We start from the raw sequence: 20,779 nt of genomic DNA on the forward strand, positions 1-20,779 counted from the left end.
CTCGAGACACATGACGAAAATGTAATCGTCCGGTCAGTGCCCGGATATGGTGTGGTTGTGCACTATCGGTACGCGACAGTCATATTGTCGGACCTACTCCAGGACCCGGAAGATCCATTCCGCTCGTCTCTAAAGAACTTTGGCCGCGCTTCTTAGATTCACTCGGACGATCGTGAGGCGAAACTCGCACTCGTCACCGCGCGTTATGCACTGGTCGTCGTGAACATGGTGTTGCCTCATGGGTCTTGTCTCGATCTTCTTGTCTGGCTCCGTCGCATCAACCGTGTGGTGCCGGTCTTTACCTTCAGAGAAAGTTCGGGATTTTTGCGAGCAAACTGATGAAGATTCACCTTCGCCTGCTGGCTGCCGTTGGCCTCTGCCTGGCCGGCTGCGAAAGCGCCGCACAAGATTCTGCTGGCAAATCGAGGCAAGGAACTGCTGATAGCCGACGCAGGCGACGCGGACGTCAAGGTAGTCGACACGACGCGCTTCAAGGTCGGTAAAACCATCGCACTCACGCCGCAACCCGACTCCGGCATTGAGGACAGTAAAAGCGGCGCCTTTTATATCTTTAAATCTTAAGGGCACGTTAAATAAATCCAGACCATGAAAATAACTGTCCTGTAATCTGCCGGACGGCTTAGGGTAACGAAGTGGCCGCTATGCTGAGAACTAACCTCCCACGGTCAGGCAAGCATCGTAGCGATGCGGTTCCTGCCCCCGCGTGGAGCTCGACATCCAGCAGATGGAGTGCCCTCTATGGTTTCTCACCCCCCCACACAGCCGTATTGCGCCCAAAGCCTGTCATCCGGTGTGCGCCGGAGAACACAATGAACCAGTTGGCTTCAATACGCATCTTCGCCAAAGTCGCGGAGTGTCTGAATTTTGCGGAAGCCGCCAAGCAATTGGGCATTTCCGGTTCGGTGGTCACGCGCGCTGTCGCGACGCTGGAAGAACACTTGGGCGTTCGGCTGGTCAGCCGCACTACGCGGCGCGTGTCGCTGACGGGGACGGGCGAACTGTATTGGAAGCGCTGCATCGACTTGCTCAGGCAGCTCGATGACATGGACGAATGTATTGCCTCCGCAGTGGGCCAGCCGGCCGGTTCGTTGCGGATCGCAGCGTCGTCGCTGTACGCGACCACAGATCTGCCGGACGTGCTAGCCGCTTATCGGGCCCAGCAACCCCGCATGAGTTTTGAACTGACCGTGTTCGACAATATGAGCGACGTCACGACCAGCGAGTTCGACATCTGTTTCAGTGCGGAACGTCGCTTGCGTGATTCATCACTGGTGTGCCGGCCGCTCGCGCAAACACGCGACGTGATTGTTGCCAGTCCGGACTATCTGGCGCGTCGCCCGGCGCCGAGCACACCGGGCGAACTGGTCTCGCACGACGTGCTCGTTGCGTCGGATGCGCCAAGCCGTTACTGGGAGTTTCGCGATGTCCACGGCACACAACGCGTCGTCGTGCAGCCGATCATGAACATGCAAAGTCCTCAGGTCGTCAAGCGCGCAGTGCAAGCGGGACTCGGCATCGCACGCTTATCACGTTCGTTCGTGCAGAACGAACTGGCCGACGGCAGCTTGCGTGCGTTGCTGGACGACGCGACGCTTTGCGGAGACGAACGTACTGTGTGGCTGCTGTATTCAGGGCAACCGTACATGGCGGCTGCTTTGCGCGGTTTCGTCGATTTCGTCGTGGAACGTTATCGTCAGAAACCGCCGGAAAACAAGGGACAAAACGAAGCGTGCGTCGGCCCGGTACAACAGAGATCGAGCAATACTGAATTGCTGCGCAGCAGGATTTTGTAGGTCCTAAAGTGCGAGCACCTGACGTCGGCTTGTGCCTCGCGCGATTGGCGCGATTGGCGCGATTGGCGCGATTAGCGCGAGCGATGCGCCGACGCGATGTTCTCACCCCCAAAGGATCCACATTCATGAAGAAACTCCTGATTGCCGCAGTTGCGAATACGGCACTTGGCTGCTCGTTTGCCCCAATCAGTGCAATGGCGCAAAGCAGCGTGACGTTGTACGGTCTGATCGACGAAGGCGTGAATTACACCAGCAATACCAGCGGCCATTCGAACGTACAGATGGAAAGTGGGTTTGCGCAAGGCAGCCGCTGGGGCGTGAAGGGTTCGGAGGACCTGGGCGACGGCACCAAGGCAATCTTCCAGTTGGAAAACGGGTTCGATGTCAACTCGGGCAGGCTCGGGCAAGGTGGGCGGATGTTCGGACGTCAGGCCTACGTCGGCTTAAGCTCGGCGCAATTCGGCACGCTGACGATGGGGCGCCAGTATGACTCTGTCGTCGACTTTCTCGCACCGCTCACGGCAAACGGCAACTGGGCCGGTTACCTCATGTCGCATCCCTACGATAACGACAACACCGACAATTCGTTCCGCTTGAACAACAGCGTGAAGTACACGAGCAAGACGTACGGCGGCTTTACGTTCGGCGGTCTGTATGGCTTCAGCAACCAGGCAGGTGGTTTCGCGAACAATCGGTCTTACAGCCTCGGCGCGCAATACGTGGGCAGTGCGGTGACGGTGGCTGCGGCCTATATGCAGATCAACAATCCGGGCGGCACGACAGGCGGCTCGCTCACGGGCGACGACACCGACTTTTTCGCCGGCCGCGAACAAGTCTGGGGCGCGGGCATCAACTACACGATCGGATCAACGGTGCTTGGCCTTGTGTATAGCCATACGAATCTGAATGACGCGACTGGTTCGGTATACGTTGGCAACTTCACGAACACTGCGAGCAGCCTTAAGTTCGACAATTTCGAACTCAACGCCAAGTATCAATTCACGAAGGCTGCCTATGTAGGTGCGATGTACAACTACACGATTGCCCATTTCAACAGCAACGCGGGCAGCTCAACGCCGAAATACCAGCAGCTCGGCTTGATGGCGGACTACAACCTATCAGGACGTACTGACGTCTACGTTCAAGGCTTGTACCAGCATGCATCGGGTGGCGACGCGGTGTCGGCGCCGTTGAATACCGCGTTTATAACGGGCGCAGATGCTCCGTCGTCGAGTGCCAATCAGCTCCTCGCGCGCGTTGGCATCCGCCACACGTTTTAGGCAATTGCGCTTTGCGGTTATCGGGAAGGATGTGCCCGATAACCTGGCGCAACGCATTGCGCGGCAGGATCAGTTCGACACCGAATCCGAACGAAGGGCTGCCGAACCGGTGGTCTTCGTCAGGGTTGTGCTGTCGGTGCCGTGCCGCCTTGGAAAGGAACGTGACCTCACGGTATCGCTGACGGTAGCGGTGCCCACAAAAGTCGCCGAGGGCCCGGCAGTACATGGGTTCAGCAGGCCATTTACAATCGAGTGGGAGCGATTTAAGGTGCTCCCGGGTCTCTCCGGGAGCGCCGGTTTTCCCTGTTTTTCCTTTAACAAAACATGGGGTTTGTTGTCCGGTGCGATCCGGGCAATGCCAAATGGAAATGTCGATATCAGTGACGGTACTGACATTTCTTTCTCGGACGGCCTTGTCCGATACCGTCCTGGAAGAGCTGATGGCTGAACGAGGCATCACGGTCGATCATTCAACCGAGCATCGCCGGGCGCTCAAGCTGTTGCCAATACCTTCACCGCAACCAGCATCGATGCACCGCTCGACTCACCCAGCGTGAATTTCCCGAGCCTCGCCGTTTCGAGCGCGTTGGTGCCGACAAACCGAAGGGTCAGGCAGAGCCTTGTGTCGGCATGGGTTTAACGCAATGCACGCGAAGGGCATGCGACTACAGCAAAGTAAGGATATCCCTACCGTTCTCTTACCCCGCATACCAAAGCAGATTACGCAATACGCATGTGGTTACTATGGGTGGGCAAGCACGTTCTTTAATCTCGCAAAGTCTGAACCCGAACACCACTTCCTAGATGGACGCAACATGGGCAACCTTATAAAAACGGTCAGGTTCAAGATCATTCTCGCTTTTGGCGTATGCGTGCTTCTCATGGTCGCGCTCGGATCGTTTGACGCGTGGGAGCTTTCCAGGCTCAATTCGAGCATCGCCGACGGGTACGCTGAAAACACGGTTCCCATTGCAGACCTATCCGAAGTTCGCGCAGCCCAGCTTAATGTGCGTCTTCTGCTAAGGCGCATGCAGGTGGCCCACGATCCAGCGAAAACGACGGAATACGCTGCAGGCATTGCCCTGCAATTTGAACGACTCAACAAGTCGTGGAACCACTACTACCCAGCCAGTGTTTCCAGCGACAAAGAGCGTGAAATCGCAAAGCGCATCCAAAGCTCCTTGCCCGAGTTCACGGCGTTAAGCAAGGAAGCTGTGGCTGCCGGTAGCGCAGGCAATTTCGACCGAGCCGCTGTCGTAATCGACGAAATCCTCTCGGTAAGTAAGTCAATGAACGACGCGATAGACGAGGACGCCGCTCTCAATCTGGATCAGGCCAGACAGTCTGTCGAGGACAGTGATGCGACGTTCAGGGCAACCCTTCGGAATGCATTTGTCCTTCTCTGCGGCGGCATGCTGGTTGCTGTTGGCATGTCTGTATACCTGCTACGTTCGATCTCGAAGCCGCTCAACAAGGCCGTTGATCTGGCCAACCATATCACGAGCGGAAAGTTGGAAAATCACGTGGTGGTCGACTCAGGCGGCGAGTTTGGTCAGCTTCTCGAGGCACTGAAGAAAATGGACCAGCAACTGAGTCAGACGGTTCGCGGGATCAAGGTTTCCACCGAGTCGGTCGCAGTGGCATCGCGCGAAATTGCAAGCGGTAATACGGACCTCTCGGCCCGCACAGAGGAGCAGGCCGCGTCGCTTGAAGAGACCGCGGCAAGCATGACGCAGCTGACCGAAACGGTAAAGCAGAACGCCGACAACGCCCGGCAGGCGAACGCACTGGCCACGAGTGCCACAGACATCGCCGATACGGGTAATGACTCGGTTCAGGCCATGGTCGGCACCATCGGCCAGATCAGCAGCAGCTCCAGCAAGATTTCCGAAATCACCGGTGTCATTGAAGGCATTGCGTTCCAGACGAACATTCTCGCGCTGAACGCGGCCGTCGAAGCCGCACGTGCTGGCGAACAGGGTCGGGGCTTTGCTGTGGTTGCCAGTGAGGTTCGCAGTCTGGCTCAACGGTCCGCCACTGCAGCAAAGGAAATCAAGGAACTGATCAGCTCGTCCGTGACAACGATTCAGGACGGCGCAAAGCAGGCAGCGGAAGTCAGTGCCACGATGGGGCAGGTCAAGCAGGCAATCAAGCAGGTCTCCGATATTGTCGGCGAAATCGCAGCAGCGTCCGAAGAGCAAAGCCGCGGCATCGAACAGGTGAATCAGGCCGTCGTCCAGATGGACGAGGTCACGCAACAGAACGCTGCGCTTGTTGAGCAGGCGGCCGCTGCAGCGCAGTCCCTCGAAGAGCAGGCAAAGACTCTTCAGGGCGCGGTGTTGGTGTTCAGATTTAGCGATCCGGCTTCCTCCCAATCGCAATTGATCGTCCCGGAAAGCAGGCCGCGCATTCCCGAGTTGCGGGTATCGCGGCCCCGTGGGGCGCCGAAAGCAGCTGGGAAGTTGCCCGGTACAGTGACAGTTTCCGCCACGACCATGGCCACGTTAGCATCCAGGGAAAATGAGACTTGGGAAGCGTTCTGATGAAAACAAAGAGTACGAGTGTCGCCCGCGAACTCCCGAACAAATTCCGGATGCCTACCTTGCTCAACAGCAACAAGGTTTCACTTCTCAACACGCTTCCGACCAGACTGAAGGAGCAAAGTGGCAGCCAACGATAGATTGCTCTGGCGAAGCGTGCCGCCTTCCCGCAAGTCCCGATTTAACGTGCCCGCCGGGTCGTTGGTGAAACTTCCCGAATTGTTGATCTTCAAAGGATCTATCTCACCTGGGACACGTACAGCGTACGTCTTCGTTGGTCTCATTGGTCTGATAGTCGCTTCGTCATGCAAAGCGGAGCTCGGTAGCGCACCCACATGGCAACCTGGCAATTCAAATTACACTAAAACGTTTTGCAAACACGCAAATACACCTGGCATGTCGTTCTTAGTCAATGAGACGGCTTTCACTACGGGAGCTGTCGCGAGAGAATATGTCGCACAAGCGGGAACCGTATTTGCTGTGGCGTGGAACGGCCCCCAGATGGCGCCACTCGACGTGCTTCTTGGACCTTACTTTCCGAATTATCGGTTAGCACTTGCCACCGCACTGACAGGGGCAAACGCCGGTGTCGACTCCATGAGAGTTGAGCAGAGCGGTCTGATCATCGAGATCGACAACCATGGCGGTGCATTTGCCGGCCGCGTGTATTTGCCGCAGGCGCTGCCAGCAGGGGTTCGGGACGACTCCATCAGATAGCAGATGGCGCGTCTGGCGTGAACCCGAGTTGACACGCCTCTGCACGTGCTTCGCCTGAGCGTTCCGTGCTTCGCCGGCCGAAAGTACTGGCCGGTTATCTTCAGATTCACCGACGATCGGATCGCTGGGTGGGCTGTGAAGCCGAATCCCAATAGACGTTGAAGCCCATCAATGAAGTGAGCGTTTCCGCTGCCCGTTCCATCATGTCGCCGACTTCGGTCATCGACGGCACGGGGGCGTCGTCGATTCGCTCGATATAAGGGGTAGTCAGTGCCGCAATGGCATGACCGTCCCGGCCGAACACAGGGTAGGCCAGATTCTTCACCCCCTTGACCTGCCGGCTGGACATACGTGCGTTGCCGTGTTTGCGGATCTGCGCGAGGTCCCTCGCAAGCTGTTGCGGGTCCATGGCCCGTTCGCCTTCCACCGGAACGTGCAGTTCGAACATCTCGACGCGTTGCGGTTCTTCCTGAAAGGCGAGCAGTACCTGTCCCGACGCGGTATCGGTGAGTCCTATCAACGTGCCGACCTTCAACGCAAAGCCCCAACGCTCCGGACTTTCGACGCCGGCGACGATCAGCACGCGTCCCTTCTGATACACGCACAGATGAAACGACTGGCAGGCATCTTTGGCGAGTTGTGTCATCAGCGGTAGCGCGCTCGATACTAGCGAGCGCACGGGCTGATGCCGGTGCGCCAGCTGGAAGAGCAGCAGCGATAGAACATACCGGTCGCTGATGGTGCACAGGTAGCCGCGCGTCTCCAGCGTTACGACCATCCGGAATATTTCGGCGGTGCTGCGGCCGAGGTCTTTTGCGAGTTCCGCAAGAGACAAACCCTCCGCGTGGTCCGCCAGCAGTTCGATGATGTCCAGACCCTTTTCCAGTGCAGGTGCCGAATAGCGCGGTGCGTTGGCGTTCAAGTTCCCTCCTGAAATCGCAGATGAAATGGCGCACATGATAACCAGACGGATTGTAGGGCGACTGAAGGTTGGACGAGCGTAAAACGACCCGTTCGACGGGCGGGGAAAACACCTACTAAGTTTTCATCAATAAAACGTAGTTTCATATATACAATTTCCTCAGGGGTACGGCGAGAGTGGTCAGCTGCGCTCAACTGTCGGTTACTGAATAACCCGGGAAGGAGGGCAGATGGCAGCCGTAGCATTCGAGCAGGTCAGGAAATCGTTTGGTGAACAGGAGGTGTTGAAGCAGATCGACCTGCAGGTTCCGGACGGGGAGTTTCTCGTACTGGTCGGGCCGAGCGGATGTGGCAAATCCACACTGCTGCGTGCGCTGGCGGGCCTCGAAAGCGTCAGCCACGGGCGCATCGTGATAGACGGCGAGGTCGTCAATACGCGGCCGCCGCGCGATCGCGATATCGCGATGGTTTTCCAGAACTACGCGCTCTATCCGCACATGACGGTGCTCGAAAATCTGACGTTCGCGCTCAAGCTGCGCAATCGCGATCCGCAGGAGATTGCCTTGCGGGCGCAAAAGGCCGCGACGATGCTGGGTCTGCAGGATCTGCTGGATCGTCATCCCCGCCATCTGTCGGGCGGTCAGCGGCAGCGTGTGGCGATGGGCCGTGCGATCGTGCGTGACCCGAAGGTGTTCCTGTTCGACGAGCCGCTCTCGAATCTCGATGCGAGGCTCCGCGTGCAGATGCGCGCGGAGATTAAGGCGCTGCACCAGCGCTTGCGTGCCACGACAGTCTATGTGACTCACGACCAGATCGAGGCGATGACGATGGCAGACCGCATCGTCGTGCTCAACGGTGGCGTGATCGAACAGATCGGTACACCGCTTGCGTTATATGACGATCCCGACAATCTTTTCGTAGCGGGATTCATCGGCTCGCCTGCAATGAACTTCTTCGCGGGTACCTACGAACGGCAGGGGGATGGTGCATGCGTGCGCATCGGCGAGCTTGCATTGCCGGCGCCGCTCGTCAATGCCACGCATGGACAGAAGGTGACGTACGGCGTTCGTCCCGAGCATCTGAGCCTTGCCGGCGCAGACGGCATGCCGTTCGCGCTCGAAGTGGTCGAGCCCACCGGGGCAGCGACTGAATTGTTCGGCACGGTCACTGGCCAGGCCTGTTGCGTGATGCTGACCGGCCGTACCGATGTGCGTGCCGGCACCACCATCACGCTGCTAGCGAACCCCGCCAAGGTACTGGTGTTCGACAGCAGCAGCGGGCGACGGCTGCGCTAAACAGGATGGCGAGCCAAACCACCGCGTGGCTCGCATTGCACAGTTGCCGCCGGCAAATCGTGCGGCCCACGGCGGAATCCATAAAGGAGGAGACAATGATGCGTTATAAAACCATGGTCAGGCTCGCAGCTTCGGTATTTGCGCTCGCGAGTGTTGTCGCTTCGGGCCTCGCACATGCCGACGGTGAATACAAAGGCTACACGCTGCGGGTCAAGCTGATCGGCGGCGTCCAGTACGAGGCGCTCTACACGCGCATTCCGCTGTGGGAAAAACAGACAGGTGCGAAAGTCGAGATCGTCTCGCGCAAGAGCCATTTCGAGCTCGATCGCGAGCTGAAGCAGGACATCGCATCGGGTCATGTCGACTATTGCGTCTCGTCCAATCACACGAATTTCTCGGCACAGTACCCGATTTTCCGTGATCTGAAGGGCCTGTTTCCGGCCAGTTACCTGGCGGCTTTTTCGCCGAGTCTGCTCAAGCAGTCCGAAATCAAGGGACATCTGGTGCAGATTCCGCGCTCGGTCGACATCGAGGCGCTTTACTACAACAAGGCGGCCTACGCCGATCCGGCTAACCAAAGCGCCTATCAAAAGCAGTTTGGCGAGCCGCTCGCGCCGCCGAAGAACTATGTTGAATTCACTCAGCAAGCGAAGTTCTTCACCAAAGCGCCGAACTTTTACGGCACGCAATTCCCCGGCAAGGATGAAGCAATCACAGGCACGTTCTATTCGCTGTTGATCGCCAATGGCGGGCAGTTGCTGGATGGGAAAAACCGTCCTGCGTTCAACTCGCCGATCGGCGTCAAGACGCTGAACTGGTTCGTGGATCTATACAAGGTGGGAGCCGTACCCAAGGGGGTGCCGAGCTATGTGTGGGACGATCTCGGCAACAACTTTGCTGCAGGCAAAGTGGCACTGGATCTTGACTGGCCAGGCTTCGCTTCGTTCTACAACGATCCGAAGACGTCCAAACTGGCTGGCAACGTCGGCGTGGTGCCGGCGCCGCTGGGCGTTGCGAACAAGCGGCCGGGCTGGTCAGGTTCGCATAGCTTCTCGATCACGAAAACCTGTGACCGCCCGGAAGTCGCAGCGAGCTTCATCCAGTTCCTGACCAGCCTCGATTCGCAGATGGTGGAGGCGCGGCTCGGCACGATTCCGTCGCGGGTCGATGCGCAGCAAGCGATCGTCAAGGAGTTCGAGGCGAAACAGGACGCGTATATGGCGCATGCAATCTCGGTGTTCAGCACGGCGGCTCGGCAGGATGCCTTTACGCCTCCGCGAATTCAGCAATGGGACGAGATCTCCAATGCGCTGTGGCCGGAACTGCAGAAGGCGCTGATCGGCGACAAATCGTCCCAGCACGCGCTTGACGACGCGGCGAAAAAAGTTTCCGACATCATGCAGGACGCGTCCAACTAGCGACATGCATGGCGCGGCCTGCGCGCCGCGCCATGCAGCCGATCCGTTTTCTCCTGCCTCAATATGCGCTCCAATATGCGATTCAATATCCGCTATTCGTCTGCCGCACAATCCCCCGGGCTGGCCCTGAATGAGAGCCTGGCAGTTCCGTTAAGGCTGCTACTGCCGGCTTTTTTTTCGGTAGCGATCGTCGTTGTCCTGCCACTGCTTTTTTCGCTCTACACGAGTTTCACCGCGTACAGGCTCATCGACCCGGACACGATCTGGAACGTTGTCGGCTTGCGAAACTATATGCGCGCGTTTGCGAACGGGGATTTCTGGGCCGCGTTCGGTCGCACCGTGCTGTTCCTGACGATTGCATTGAATCTGGAACTGTTGCTGGGTCTCGGCATCGCGTTGCTGCTCAACCAGATTGTGAAAGGCCAGCGTGCGCTGCGCACCATCATGATGTTCCCGATGATGTTTTCGCCTGTGCTCGTCGGCTTTCAGTTCAAGTTCATGCTTAACGACAGCACGGGCGTCGTCAATCACGTACTGCAAACGGTATTCGGACTGAAGACCACGATTCCGTTTCTGGTCGACGGGCAATCGGCGCTTGCTTCGCTGATCGCGGCGGAGGTGTGGAATTCGACGCCGGTGTTCGCAGTCATTCTGCTCGCTGGCCTGATGGCACTGCCGAAGGATCCAATCGAAGCATCCAAAGTCGACGGCTGCACGCCGTGGCAAACCTTCCGTTACGTGACACTGCCTTACCTGATGCCGTTCATCTATATCGCGATGACGATCCGTTCGCTGGACGTCGGCCGGGCCTATGACATCGTGCGCATCATGACCAACGGCGGTCCGGGCGGCCGTACCGAACTGCTCTGGACGATGGTGGGCCGCATCGCTTACGACGATTCGCGCATGGGTTACGCGAATGCCATCGGCTACGTGTCCGTGCTCGTCTCGGTGCTGTTCACGCTGTATTTTTTCCGCAAGCTCAACGCGGCACGCAAACACATGGGGCCGGCCTGACATCATGGGTACAACATTCAATCGCGCTTCCAATCGTGCGTCCACATTCGATTCGCTGCGAGCACCGATGAAGCGGGGCGCTTTGTGGCTCGCGGTCTTCCTTGTCATGGCGGTCATCTGCCTGCCTGGCTTTTGGGTCATGCTCAACGCTTTCCGCTCGAATGTCGCGATCCTGTCCAACCAGTCGTTGCTCGATTCCGGCAGCTATACGCTCGATAACTTCCGCAATGTGTTCGGCTTTGGTGGAATGGCGTCGCTGCCGATTCGTCAGTATTTCGTGAACTCGGTGGTGATTTCTCTCGCGAGCACGATTGCTGCGATCGTAGTCGGGGTGGCCGGCGGTTATGCGTTTGCGCGTTTCGAGTTCCGCCACAAGAAGCTGTTGTTCGTGGTGCTGATGCTTACGCGTGCGATTCCGGGCATCGCGCTCTCGCTGCCGATCTTCATGTTGTGGGCGTGGACAGGTCTGCTCGACACGCATATCGGCGTGATCATCGTCTATCTCGCGATGAACGTGCCGTTCACGGTCTGGCTGATCGACGGGTTCTTTCGCGAAGTGCCGGCAGAACTGGCCGAGGCCGCTCAGATCGACGGTTGCAGTCGCTGGCAGGCGTTCTGGCATATCGAACTGCCGCTCGCCCGCTCGGGGGTGGCGTCGGCGGCGATCTTTGCGTTTCTGACCAGTTGGAACGAGTTCGCGCTGGCGTCGCAACTGTGCCGCAGCCCCGATACCAAAACGCTGCCCGTCGGCTTGATGGACTTTACAGCGCAATTCACGGTGGACTGGGCCGGCATGTGCACGATGGCCGTCATCATCATTATTCCGGCCATCATCCTTACGTTTATCGTTCAGAAACACCTGATCGCAGGTCTCACGCTTGGCGGCGTCAAAGGATAGAACAACCATGACCCACATCGAAACCGTAGAAATCCGGCAGGTCGACCTTCAGCCGAAAGTGCGGCGCACGGACGCCATTCAGTCCTTCGTCGTTCAGGAAACAGTGCTGGTCACGATCCGTTGTAGCGACGGCAGCGAAGGCACAGGCTACACATACACGATCGGCACAGGCGGCTCGTCGATCGTCGCGTTGCTGCACGACCATCTGGCGCCGCAGTTGATCGGACGCAATCCTGCGGAATTTGAAGCGATCTGGCGGCATCTGTTCTATCACACGCACGCCACGGCGGTCGGTGCGATTACGAGTCTCGCGCTGGCCGCGATCGATACCGCGCTGTGGGATCGCAATACGCGTGCGGCCGGACTGCCGTTATGGATTGCCGCGGGTGGTGCGAAGCCACGCGTGCGGACTTATACGACGGAAGGCGGCTGGCTGCACCTGTCGGAGAGCGAACTTGTCGAGCAGACCTTGCAGGCGCAGGAGGCGGGATTCTGCGGCGCGAAGGTGAAGGTCGGGCGTCCACATCTTTCCGAAGACGTGCGGCGACTTGTGGCCGTGCGGGAAGCGGTAGGCGACGGTTTTGAACTGATGGTCGACGCGAATCAAGGCTTCACGCTTTCGGAGGCGCTGCGGCGAGCACACGCGTTCGAGCCACTGCACCTCGCATGGCTGGAGGAACCACTGCCGGCTGAAAACATTGCCGGCCATCGGCAACTGAGCGCAGCCACGGCGGTGCCGGTCGCGGTCGGCGAATCGATATATCATCCCGCGCAGTTCGCCGAATATATGAAGGCAGACGCCTGTTCGATTGTGCAGGCGGACGTTGCGCGCGTCGGTGGGATCACGCCGTGGTTGAAGATCGCTCATTTTGCCGAGGCAATGAACATCGCGATCTGCCCGCATTTCCTGATGGAACTGCACGTGAGCCTGTGCGCGGCGGTGCCGAATTCCGGGTGGGTCGAATACATCCCGCAGATCGACACCCTCACGCGTTCGCGTGTGAAGATCGAGCAGGGGTATGCGGTCGCGCCGGACGAGCCAGGTCTTGGCATCGATTGGGACTGGGACGCGATTCGTGCGAGCCAGCACGTACATAAGTCGATTGGTGCGCCCGCCGGGCGTGTCGCGGCCGCAGGCAGATGATGGACTGCGCGCAGCCTGAGAGAGGCGCGGTGACGGGCGCGCACGAGCGGTCTGCTCCGTTGCGCGACCTTTGGAGAACCTGATGAAACGTTGCCTGATGTTGGACCTCAAGGATTCCGCCGATCTGATTGCCGAGTACGAAACCATGCATCGCGTGATCTGGCCGGAGGTGGCGAATTATCTGCGCACTCAGGGTGTCACGAGTATGGAAATTTACCGTTTGGGCACCCGGCTGTGCATGCTGATGGAGACAGATGACGCAATCTTCAGCGCTCAACGGTTTGCGGATGCTGAAGCAAATGATCCCGTGCTGACGGAATGGCAAAGTTTGATGTCGAAATTTCAGGTCCCAACGCCGTGGACCCCGCCCGGTGAGAAATGGGTCGACGCGGCGCTTATTTTCGATTTGTCGCGACAACCATGATGGGTCGCTCGAAGGCGGGTCGTATTAGCGCCGAACCCAGGCGGGCGGTGGAATCACCCAAGAATTGGATGAGCGCCACCGGTGCGTGTGGGAGCTTGAATCGAGAGCGTCTGCTCTGAGGGCAGGATTTCAACTGCCAGTGTCGAACCAAAGCTACCGACCAAACGGACATGCAGTCCGACGGAAAGACCTATCCCGCTCTTTCCCTACACCTTTGTAGGACATCTACCCATCGGAGCCGTAAAGGGCGCGCGCGATAATCGCCTGTAACACACTAGCTGGTCGGCAAATCCGTAAAGATCATGCCTGGTCTTTTCTATTCGAAAATTGGCGGGATTCTTAGATTGCTTGCAATCCCGATGGCAATATTCGCACCGCCGGTTTCGCAAAGCCTTTCGGCCGATCAACGTGTCGATCTGACCGCGGGCGCTTTCTGTTCGGCGCGAAACGGTCCTGGGTTTCAGCTACCCAACGAAGTATCTGTCCAGCCGATCCGGCCCCTTCCGACTGATGGCATTCGTAAGGAAAGTGCTATACGGGCCCGCTATCCACTGGATAGTATCCTCGAAAAATTTTGACTAGCCATGAAGCTCCGCGCCCACAAACACTCTGTCGCATGGCTTGGCCTCATCGCCATGTGGCTCGTCGTTGTCGCGCCGCTCGTGAGCCAGTTGCTGGTTGCGTCCCGCGCCCATGAGCCGGGCAGCGCCATTTGTTCGGCAGTCGGCAGTGACGCTCCCGCTGCACACCACGCGTCTGCGGACAAGCTTGCAGCGTGTGGGTACTGCGATCTCGTCTCTCATCATGTAGCGGCGCTGAGCGTCCCTCCGGCCGGCCTCATTGCAATGCTATTGTTAGCGGTTGCGCAAGTATCGGCGCCGCCCCTGTTTGTCCCTCACGCCGCCGCGTTTCCATCCGGCCGGCCTCGCGATCCTCCCGTCCTTTCCTAGTCGTCGCACTTGCCGACCGAAGCGTCAGCCTGCTTCGTAATCAGGCCGTCGCGGCCGCCTGTCGTCTCAGGAAAACACGCACGTCTTTCCACCTGAGGAGGGGAGGCGCGCGTCCGTATCGAGCGGAGAGGAAACCATGTCTACCAGCCAGAACATGCTATTGCGCTACACGCTGCCTTTCGTTATGGCCGCGATCTTTCCCATTGCGGCTCGCGCATGCGCCACTTGCGGCTGCTCCTTGAGCACCGACGCAGCGATGGGCTATTCTGCCGCTCCAGGCTGGCGAATCAACATCGAATACGACTTCATCAACCAGAACCAGTTGCGCAGCGGTTCCGGTTCGGTGTCGAACACACAGCCCGCCAGTATCAATGACGCCGGCGGCAGCCAGGAGGTGGAGCGTCAGACGATCAACCGATACATCAATCTCGGCATCAGCTATAGCCCCGGCGCGAGCTGGAACTTCAGTGCTCTCATCCCTTACATTTACCGTAGCCACACGACGTACGGCAACGCGACGACGGATCAGCTCACTCCTGACAATGTGAGCGGCGCAACCAGCAAAGGCTTGGGAGACATCAAGCTGATCGCCAGCTATCAGGGGTTTCTGCCACTGCGCAATCTTGGAATACAGCTCGGTGTCAAGTTACCCACGGGGCGGTACGGTGGTCAGAACGTCAATACGGGTGCAACCGTTGGGCACAATCCAGTGTTCTTCTCGAACGGCCCCAATGCAGCCGCAGGCCAGGCGCTAGACACCAGCTTGCAGCCCGGCACTGGCAGTACTGACATTATTGTCGGTGCCTACTATTACCGGGCGATCAGCCAGAACTTCGACGCGTTCATTAACGGGCAATTCCAGTCCGCAATCGTGGAAAATCTCGATCACGCTGGCGCGACATACCGCCCCGGGAATCTGGCCAGCTTGAGCGTGGGACTGCGCTATGAGGCGAACCCGAAGTGGGTTCCGCAGTTGCAGATCAACGTCACCCGCAAGAGCCACGACCAGGGCACGCTCGCGGATACTGCGAATACGGCGGGAACGGTCGTTTATGTCAGTCCCGGCATCACCGTCAACCTATGGAAAAACCTCGAGGTGTATGGCTTCGTGCAGCTCGCGATACACAGCAAGCTCGACGGTTATCAGTTGTTTCCACGCTGGACCGGTAATCTGGGGATGAGCTATGCGTTCTGACGTAATGCGAGCGCCGCTGGCGCATACAGACTCCGTCTCCTCGACATCGACCGCGCGTCGGGCGTGGTTGCGTGCGGTGCTTGCATTGTCTCTAGGGGCGAGCGCGTTGGGCCGACCCTCCGCGACCCGCGCTGACATGCTTGCCGTCGGTCAACCCGCACCGTCGCTCGTCCTTCATACGCTCGATGGCCGGAACATCAGCACCGCCGATCTGCTCGGCAAAGTGATCATTCTGACGTTCTGGGCTACCTGGTGTGAGCCGTGCCGTGACGAACTGCCTCTTTTGTCCGCCTACGCCGCACGCAATGCGGATCGAGGGCTGCAAGTGCTCGGGTTCAGTCTGGATGGGGCCGACAATCTGTCTGCGGTTCGCGAGGTTGCAGCGAGCTTGAGCTTTCCAGTGGGGCTGCTGGGCAGCGCCTGGGCAGGCGATTATGGGCGCATGTGGCGCATTCCTGTGAGCTTCACGATTGGACGTACGGGTCTCCTGGTGGACAACGGATGGGACGACAAATATCCCGTTTGGACATCCGAGCGCCTGCAACGCGTTATCACGCCACTTTTGAGGCAATAGATGCGTAAGTGACGGATGCGAAGAGCAAACGCCGCCCGGACGTCCCCGGTGGCGAGCGTTATTGTCATGACTCGGCACACTGCGGTGTGTGGTTCGACGTTTTCGTGCGTGCCTGATCAGAGCCTCTCGAGAACCTCAAGAAAGAGCAATATGCCGATCAAGAAGCCAATCCATCTTACCGTGGTCATGAGACTAGTGAGCCGAACAGTCAGTGAGTTCACGGCGTCCGCGACAGGGTTTGCCGTTAATTCATCACCGCGGCCGCCGCTCGCCGTCGCGGTACGCAATTGAGCCGCTGCCAGGTCAATACGAAGGTGGGTGACGTAGCCAATTGCGATTTCCGGACATTCAATTGCGCCGTCGCTTTTGTTGGGCCTGAGAAAAAGGTTCGGCTCGCGCTGAGGGTCAGCTAAAGCACTTTCGGCTGTGTAGAGGTGCCGCAGCGCCAGTCCCAACTCGACTGCGCCAAACTGTCCATCGGACATCGCCTTCGAAAGCGCATGTATACAGGCTTCGGGAATGTGGCAGGCGAGCCACCACTGATCGGGTTCACCAGTCTCGGCGTCGGCCCGATTGGCGCCGAGACGAGCAGTACCGAGCGGCACGTCGGAAAACGAAATGCCGAGTTCGTCCTCCAACTCGCGCAGACCTAACCGGTCAGCCTTGCTGACGTCGCGTGCCTCGAAGGACACCTCGACGGTGCGCATCGCGTGTCCAGCGTCGCCAATGATCGACAGTTCCTGGCCATCGAGGCGCGCCACTCCGTGCAGCGAGGTGGAAAGTGTTGGTTGTTTGTCTGCGTCCAGAGGCTCTGCGAGCTGTTGCGTCACATGAAGCTGTTCCAGCCTCAACCACATTGACCTGGCCGGAAAATATGTCTGCCTCTCGCCATCCAATCCAACATGTTCGAGGGTGTGATCCTTCCGCTCAACTAATTCCGTCGCGACGTTTTTTTCCAAAAACTCCATGGCGCTCCCCACTCGTGATTGCGTCAAACCCTTGGGCGATAAAGGACAAGGGTGTGGGTGTCCGCCTGAGCGCATGGTCAAAGCGCCGACGGTTGCGTATTGCAATGCAGCATGCGGATGGTAGGAATTCTACCCATCCGAACGTTTGGTCGATATTAGGAAGAGCACACATAAATTGCAATTTCTTTCTGAGCCCGCTCCAGCCAGCCAGATCTGAAGAACGTCACTGGGTTTGCCCTACCGCAAGTGTAGGGGGGTGACCCATCCCAGGCTCCGTCGCTCTTGTTCAGAATCCAGATACGGGCTGATGTAACAACGTAACCAGCCCGCATTCGCAGTAGAGCATGACGTCCGGCGCGTATCGCACCGGCTGACCCCTGGGACGGAGGTCATATGTTCAGTACCCGCGTTTATCGCAGCAGTGTTGCAGCGCTGCTGTTCCTGCTATTTGCAGCTCCTTCGTTCGGCCAGTCGTTCCGGGTGCAATGCCCGCCGACCACGCCGGCGCATCCGACGGCGCTGCCGCCCGGTACGGGGGAGCCCGCCTATACCGGGCCGTCCTACACCGGACAGACCTCCACGTCGACAGGCGTCGTCAACGGCGCGATCAAGTGCCAGCAGATCTCGGGCGGCGATGGTTACGCCACGATGGCGAACGGCGTGCAGACCTATCTGTTCGCTTTTGGCCCGTTGTCCGGGCTTGCCGACATCAAGGCCGGTCTTCCCGGGACCGAGTTCGCCTCGGTGTTCAACACTGTCGGCGACCCAAGGTCGGACCCGACCTACAACGGTGCGGTCGGCCTCGTGCCTGATCCGGAGTCTGTGCCTCCGGGCCAGTTGACCGGCCATGTCGATCCACGCCCCATCATGGATATCGGCGTGATGAACGGCAACGAGCCGGCGCCGACGATGGCGATCGACGAGGACGACGAGTTCTTCCTCACGCTGACGAACGTCGGGATGATCATGCGCCCCGATCTGTTCGAGCAGCACACGGTGCACTTCCATGGCTATCCGAACGCCTCGTCGTTCTATGACGGCGTGCCGGATGCGTCGGTGGCGATCAATATCGGCGCGAGCTTCACGTACTACTATCTCGCGCCGGATGCGGGCACCTACTTCTGGCATTGCCACATCACGCCGCCAGAGCACCTGCAGATGGGCATGGTCGGCCAGATCTTCGTGCGGCCGCGCCAGAACCGCGTTCCCGGCGGTGCGTCGCTGTACAGCTCGCTGCAGCAGCAGCAATTGGATCTGCGCACGAAATGCGGCACTGACATTCTGTGCACGACACCGCTGCCACCTGCGAACAGCGTTCTCCACGTCAACAACAAGAGCGGCAAGCCGACGCTCTACGCGTACAACGACGGCGATGGCTCGACGGCCTACGACGTCGAATACCCGGTGCAGATACACGGTTTTGATCCGAACTTCCACTTCATCGGCATGACGTTCAATCCGGAGCCGTTCACCGATATGAAGGACAAGTTCTTCATGTTGAACGGGCGCAGCTATCCGGACACCGTGAATTCGAACCCGCTGTCGACGACGGTGGCGGATGGCACGCAGCATTTTTCGCAGCCGCTGCCGACGCTGATCAACATTCCGGCTGGTGGCAAGGCACTGCTGCGGATCTCAGACCTCGACGTGACGGAGTTTCAGACGCTGGCGTCGCTCGGCATCCCGATGCACGTGGTCGGTGTCAACGCTCGCTTGCTGCGCGACATGTCCGGCAACGACCTGACCTACAACACGAACTCGATCACGCTGGGCGGCGGCGAATCGATTGACGTGATCCTCGACGCCAGCGACACGACGAAATATAAGCCGGGTGCGATCTTTTACCTGTACACCCCGAATCTCGATCACCTGGCCAACGACCAGGAAAACTTCGGCGGCTTGATGACCGAGGTCCACATCTGCAACGCAGTGGACCCGACCAAGAAGTCCTGCACCTAGGAGAAGAGCCGTGGGACACATCAATCACAACACATGGATCGCCACGCTCGCGCGCCTTGGGCGGCTTGCACGGTTCGGCGCGGCGATGCTCGCCACGCTCGTCTGCATGCACGCGCAAGCCGCCGCGCCCGGCATCACGGGGACGCACTTCGACCTGAGTGCCGAGGCAAATCGCATCACCCAACCCGACGGCGCGAGTGTCTATTCGTGGGGCTATGGATGCCGCACGGCGCCGGCCGGCTTTTCGCCGTCCACGATCGCGGGCGCGAACTGTCCGAGCATGCAGATTCCCGGTCCGACGCTAATCGTGAAGCAGGGCGATGTCGTCACGGTGACGCTCACCAATAACCTGCCGGCGGCGGCGGGCAACACGTCGATCCTCTTTCCGGGATTCCAGGTCTGCGCCGCGGCACTGAACCCCGACGGGACCTGTCCCGCCGCGCTCACCGGCTCGCCGGGATTGCTGACCCGCGAGGCCGCCCACGGCAGCACGGTGACGTATAGCTTCGTTGCGGCGACGCCTGGCACGCACGCTTACTACAGCGGCACGCAGGGCGATCTGCAGATCGAAATGGGCCTGTACGGCGCGATCATCGTTTTGCCGACCTCCTCACCGGGCACGGTTGCGGTGCCTGCTGGTTGCCGCGCGGTCGCGGCGACGCTGCCCGATGGGCAACCCGATTTCCGCAATGCCGGCGCGGCTTATAACCACAGCGCAGCCTGCTATGACCGTGAGTATCTTTTTCAGTTCTCCGAAATTGATCCGCGCATTCATGCGCAGGCGGAACAGCAGGCGGCGAACGCGTGCACGGCGCCGAACGGCTGCATGACCGTCGAGACGGAACCCTACCACCCGGCCTATTTCATGGTTAACGGCCGATCGATGCCGGACGACATGGACCCGAACTACGCGGTGCAGTATCCGCATCAACCCTACAACGGTAATCCGCACATGCATCCGGGTGAACTGGTGCTGTTGCGGATCATCGGCACTGGCCGCTGGCAGCATCCGTTCCACGAGCACGGCAATCACGTGCGGGTGTTGGCGCGCGATGGAAACATGATCCTGAGCAAGACGGACCCGACCAAGGTGGCCGGACCGCTGCTGTTCACGACGACCACGACGCCGGGCCTCGCGATGGACGGAATTTTCTACTGGACGGGCAGGGGCCTGAACTGGGATGTCTATGGACACAAGCCCGGCGACCTGTACACCGATACCGATCCGAAATACGCGGCTTATCTCGGCAAGCCAGTTGTCTGCATCCCGGACGTGAACGGCTACTACACGGCCGACCCGCTGGCGCCGAACTACTACGAGTGGTGCGCCGATCACGGCAAGGCACTCGAAGCGCATCCGTTCGGCAACGTGGGTAGCGGCGGGCCGGTCACCCTGCCGGACTCGCACGTGCTGACCAACGGCTTCTGGTATGGCGGCAGTCCTTATCTTGGGCCCGACGCGACCGTACGCGCCACTGCGCCCACCGGGACCACACCGCCGAGCGGGACGGTCGTGAATCCACCCACGACAGAAGCAGGCTTCGCATTCATGTGGCACTCGCATAACGAGCGCGAGATCACCACGAACAACATCTTCCCGGGCGGAATGATGATGATGATGCTCGTCGATCCACAGGTTTTCCTGATTGACGAATCCAATTAGAG

The 20,779-nt window shown here is 59.1% G+C and carries 19 protein-coding genes and 1 pseudogene; 18 read left to right on the forward strand and 2 right to left on the reverse strand.

Translation table 11 applies throughout. From position 1 onward, the window contains the following. The first annotated feature begins 369 nt into the window (after window positions 1-369). From KHO30_RS12710 to KHO30_RS12740, 7 genes and pseudogenes are all read left to right on the forward strand, one after another. The gene (locus KHO30_RS12710; protein WP_093633317.1) at window positions 370-582 is read left to right on the forward strand and encodes a YncE family protein; all 213 of its coding nucleotides are present in this window, start codon (window positions 370-372) and stop codon (window positions 580-582) included. Between the two features lie 248 nt (window positions 583-830). After that, a complete protein-coding gene (locus KHO30_RS12715) occupies window positions 831-1,814 on the forward strand; it encodes a LysR family transcriptional regulator (protein WP_211701195.1) in 984 nt (327 codons plus the stop codon). Window positions 1,815-1,939: 125 nt separating this feature from the next. Beyond that, window positions 1,940-3,094, forward strand: a complete 1,155-nt coding sequence (locus KHO30_RS12720) for a porin (RefSeq protein ID WP_093633315.1) — start codon at window positions 1,940-1,942, stop codon at window positions 3,092-3,094. Between the two features lie 31 nt (window positions 3,095-3,125). Then, the gene (locus tag KHO30_RS12725) at window positions 3,126-3,542 is read left to right on the forward strand and encodes a hypothetical protein (protein ID WP_211701862.1); all 417 of its coding nucleotides are present in this window, start codon (window positions 3,126-3,128) and stop codon (window positions 3,540-3,542) included. Next, window positions 3,508-3,603: pseudogene (locus KHO30_RS12730) on the forward strand (IS6 family transposase); the annotation flags it as partial. The gene KHO30_RS12725 and the pseudogene KHO30_RS12730, both read left to right, overlap by 35 nt. 306 nt (window positions 3,604-3,909) lie before the next feature. Then, a complete protein-coding gene (locus KHO30_RS12735) occupies window positions 3,910-5,637 on the forward strand; it encodes a methyl-accepting chemotaxis protein (protein WP_211701196.1) in 1,728 nt (575 codons plus the stop codon). 201 nt (window positions 5,638-5,838) lie between these two features. Further along, entirely contained in the window at window positions 5,839-6,351 is a 513-nt protein-coding gene (locus KHO30_RS12740) for a DUF2844 domain-containing protein (protein WP_244864081.1), read from the forward strand. A gap of 106 nt (window positions 6,352-6,457) precedes the next feature. On the opposite strand, the gene KHO30_RS12745 is transcribed toward KHO30_RS12740, so the two are convergent. Then, a complete protein-coding gene (locus tag KHO30_RS12745; protein WP_211701198.1) occupies window positions 6,458-7,309 on the reverse strand; it encodes an IclR family transcriptional regulator in 852 nt (283 codons plus the stop codon). Between the two features lie 193 nt (window positions 7,310-7,502). Between KHO30_RS12745 and KHO30_RS12750 the strand changes: the two genes are divergently transcribed. The 9 genes from KHO30_RS12750 to KHO30_RS12790 all read left to right on the forward strand — a co-directional run bounded on the left by KHO30_RS12750 (window position 7,503) and on the right by KHO30_RS12790 (window position 16,187). Further along, a complete protein-coding gene (locus KHO30_RS12750; protein WP_211701199.1) occupies window positions 7,503-8,567 on the forward strand; it encodes an ABC transporter ATP-binding protein in 1,065 nt (354 codons plus the stop codon). A gap of 95 nt (window positions 8,568-8,662) precedes the next feature. Further along, window positions 8,663-9,985: an ABC transporter substrate-binding protein gene (locus KHO30_RS12755; RefSeq protein WP_211701200.1), complete on the forward strand. Its 1,323-nt coding sequence runs from the start codon at window positions 8,663-8,665 to the stop codon at window positions 9,983-9,985. Between the two features lie 75 nt (window positions 9,986-10,060). After that, window positions 10,061-11,002: a carbohydrate ABC transporter permease gene (locus KHO30_RS12760; protein ID WP_244864017.1), complete on the forward strand. Its 942-nt coding sequence runs from the start codon at window positions 10,061-10,063 to the stop codon at window positions 11,000-11,002. Window positions 11,003-11,069: 67 nt separating this feature from the next. Then, a complete protein-coding gene (locus KHO30_RS12765) occupies window positions 11,070-11,900 on the forward strand; it encodes a carbohydrate ABC transporter permease (RefSeq protein ID WP_211701202.1) in 831 nt (276 codons plus the stop codon). 7 nt (window positions 11,901-11,907) lie between these two features. Next, window positions 11,908-13,044 (forward strand): mandelate racemase/muconate lactonizing enzyme family protein, encoded by a 1,137-nt coding sequence (locus KHO30_RS12770; RefSeq protein ID WP_211701203.1) that lies wholly within the window; start codon window positions 11,908-11,910, stop codon window positions 13,042-13,044. A gap of 82 nt (window positions 13,045-13,126) precedes the next feature. Beyond that, window positions 13,127-13,468 (forward strand): L-rhamnose mutarotase, encoded by a 342-nt coding sequence (locus KHO30_RS12775; RefSeq protein WP_200652021.1) that lies wholly within the window; start codon window positions 13,127-13,129, stop codon window positions 13,466-13,468. Window positions 13,469-14,052: 584 nt separating this feature from the next. Continuing rightward, entirely contained in the window at window positions 14,053-14,418 is a 366-nt protein-coding gene (locus KHO30_RS12780; protein ID WP_200622402.1) for a DUF2946 domain-containing protein, read from the forward strand. 154 nt (window positions 14,419-14,572) lie between these two features. Further along, window positions 14,573-15,613, forward strand: coding sequence for a transporter (locus tag KHO30_RS12785; RefSeq protein WP_425312907.1), 1,041 nt, complete (start codon window positions 14,573-14,575; stop codon window positions 15,611-15,613). Then, window positions 15,603-16,187: a TlpA disulfide reductase family protein gene (locus tag KHO30_RS12790; protein WP_211701205.1), complete on the forward strand. Its 585-nt coding sequence runs from the start codon at window positions 15,603-15,605 to the stop codon at window positions 16,185-16,187. The genes KHO30_RS12785 and KHO30_RS12790 overlap by 11 nt, the downstream gene beginning before the upstream one ends. A 116-nt stretch (window positions 16,188-16,303) precedes the next feature. Here the strand turns inward: KHO30_RS12790 and KHO30_RS12795 are convergent, their stop codons facing one another. Then, complete coding sequence (locus KHO30_RS12795) at window positions 16,304-17,155, reverse strand: hypothetical protein (protein ID WP_093633302.1); 852 nt, start codon at window positions 17,153-17,155, stop codon at window positions 16,304-16,306. 393 nt (window positions 17,156-17,548) lie between these two features. Here KHO30_RS12795 and KHO30_RS12800 point away from each other — a divergent pair, with 393 nt between their 5' ends. Together KHO30_RS12800 and KHO30_RS12805 are read left to right on the forward strand one after the other, a co-directional pair. Next, window positions 17,549-19,114 (forward strand): multicopper oxidase domain-containing protein, encoded by a 1,566-nt coding sequence (locus KHO30_RS12800; protein WP_200622506.1) that lies wholly within the window; start codon window positions 17,549-17,551, stop codon window positions 19,112-19,114. A 10-nt stretch (window positions 19,115-19,124) separates the two neighbouring features. Then, the gene (locus KHO30_RS12805; protein ID WP_200622505.1) at window positions 19,125-20,777 is read left to right on the forward strand and encodes a multicopper oxidase family protein; all 1,653 of its coding nucleotides are present in this window, start codon (window positions 19,125-19,127) and stop codon (window positions 20,775-20,777) included. Window positions 20,778-20,779 lie beyond the last annotated feature (2 nt).

It is taken from the genome of Paraburkholderia aspalathi (genome assembly GCF_905220735.1).
GTDB classification, from domain to species: Bacteria; Pseudomonadota; Gammaproteobacteria; order Burkholderiales; family Burkholderiaceae; genus Paraburkholderia; species Paraburkholderia aspalathi.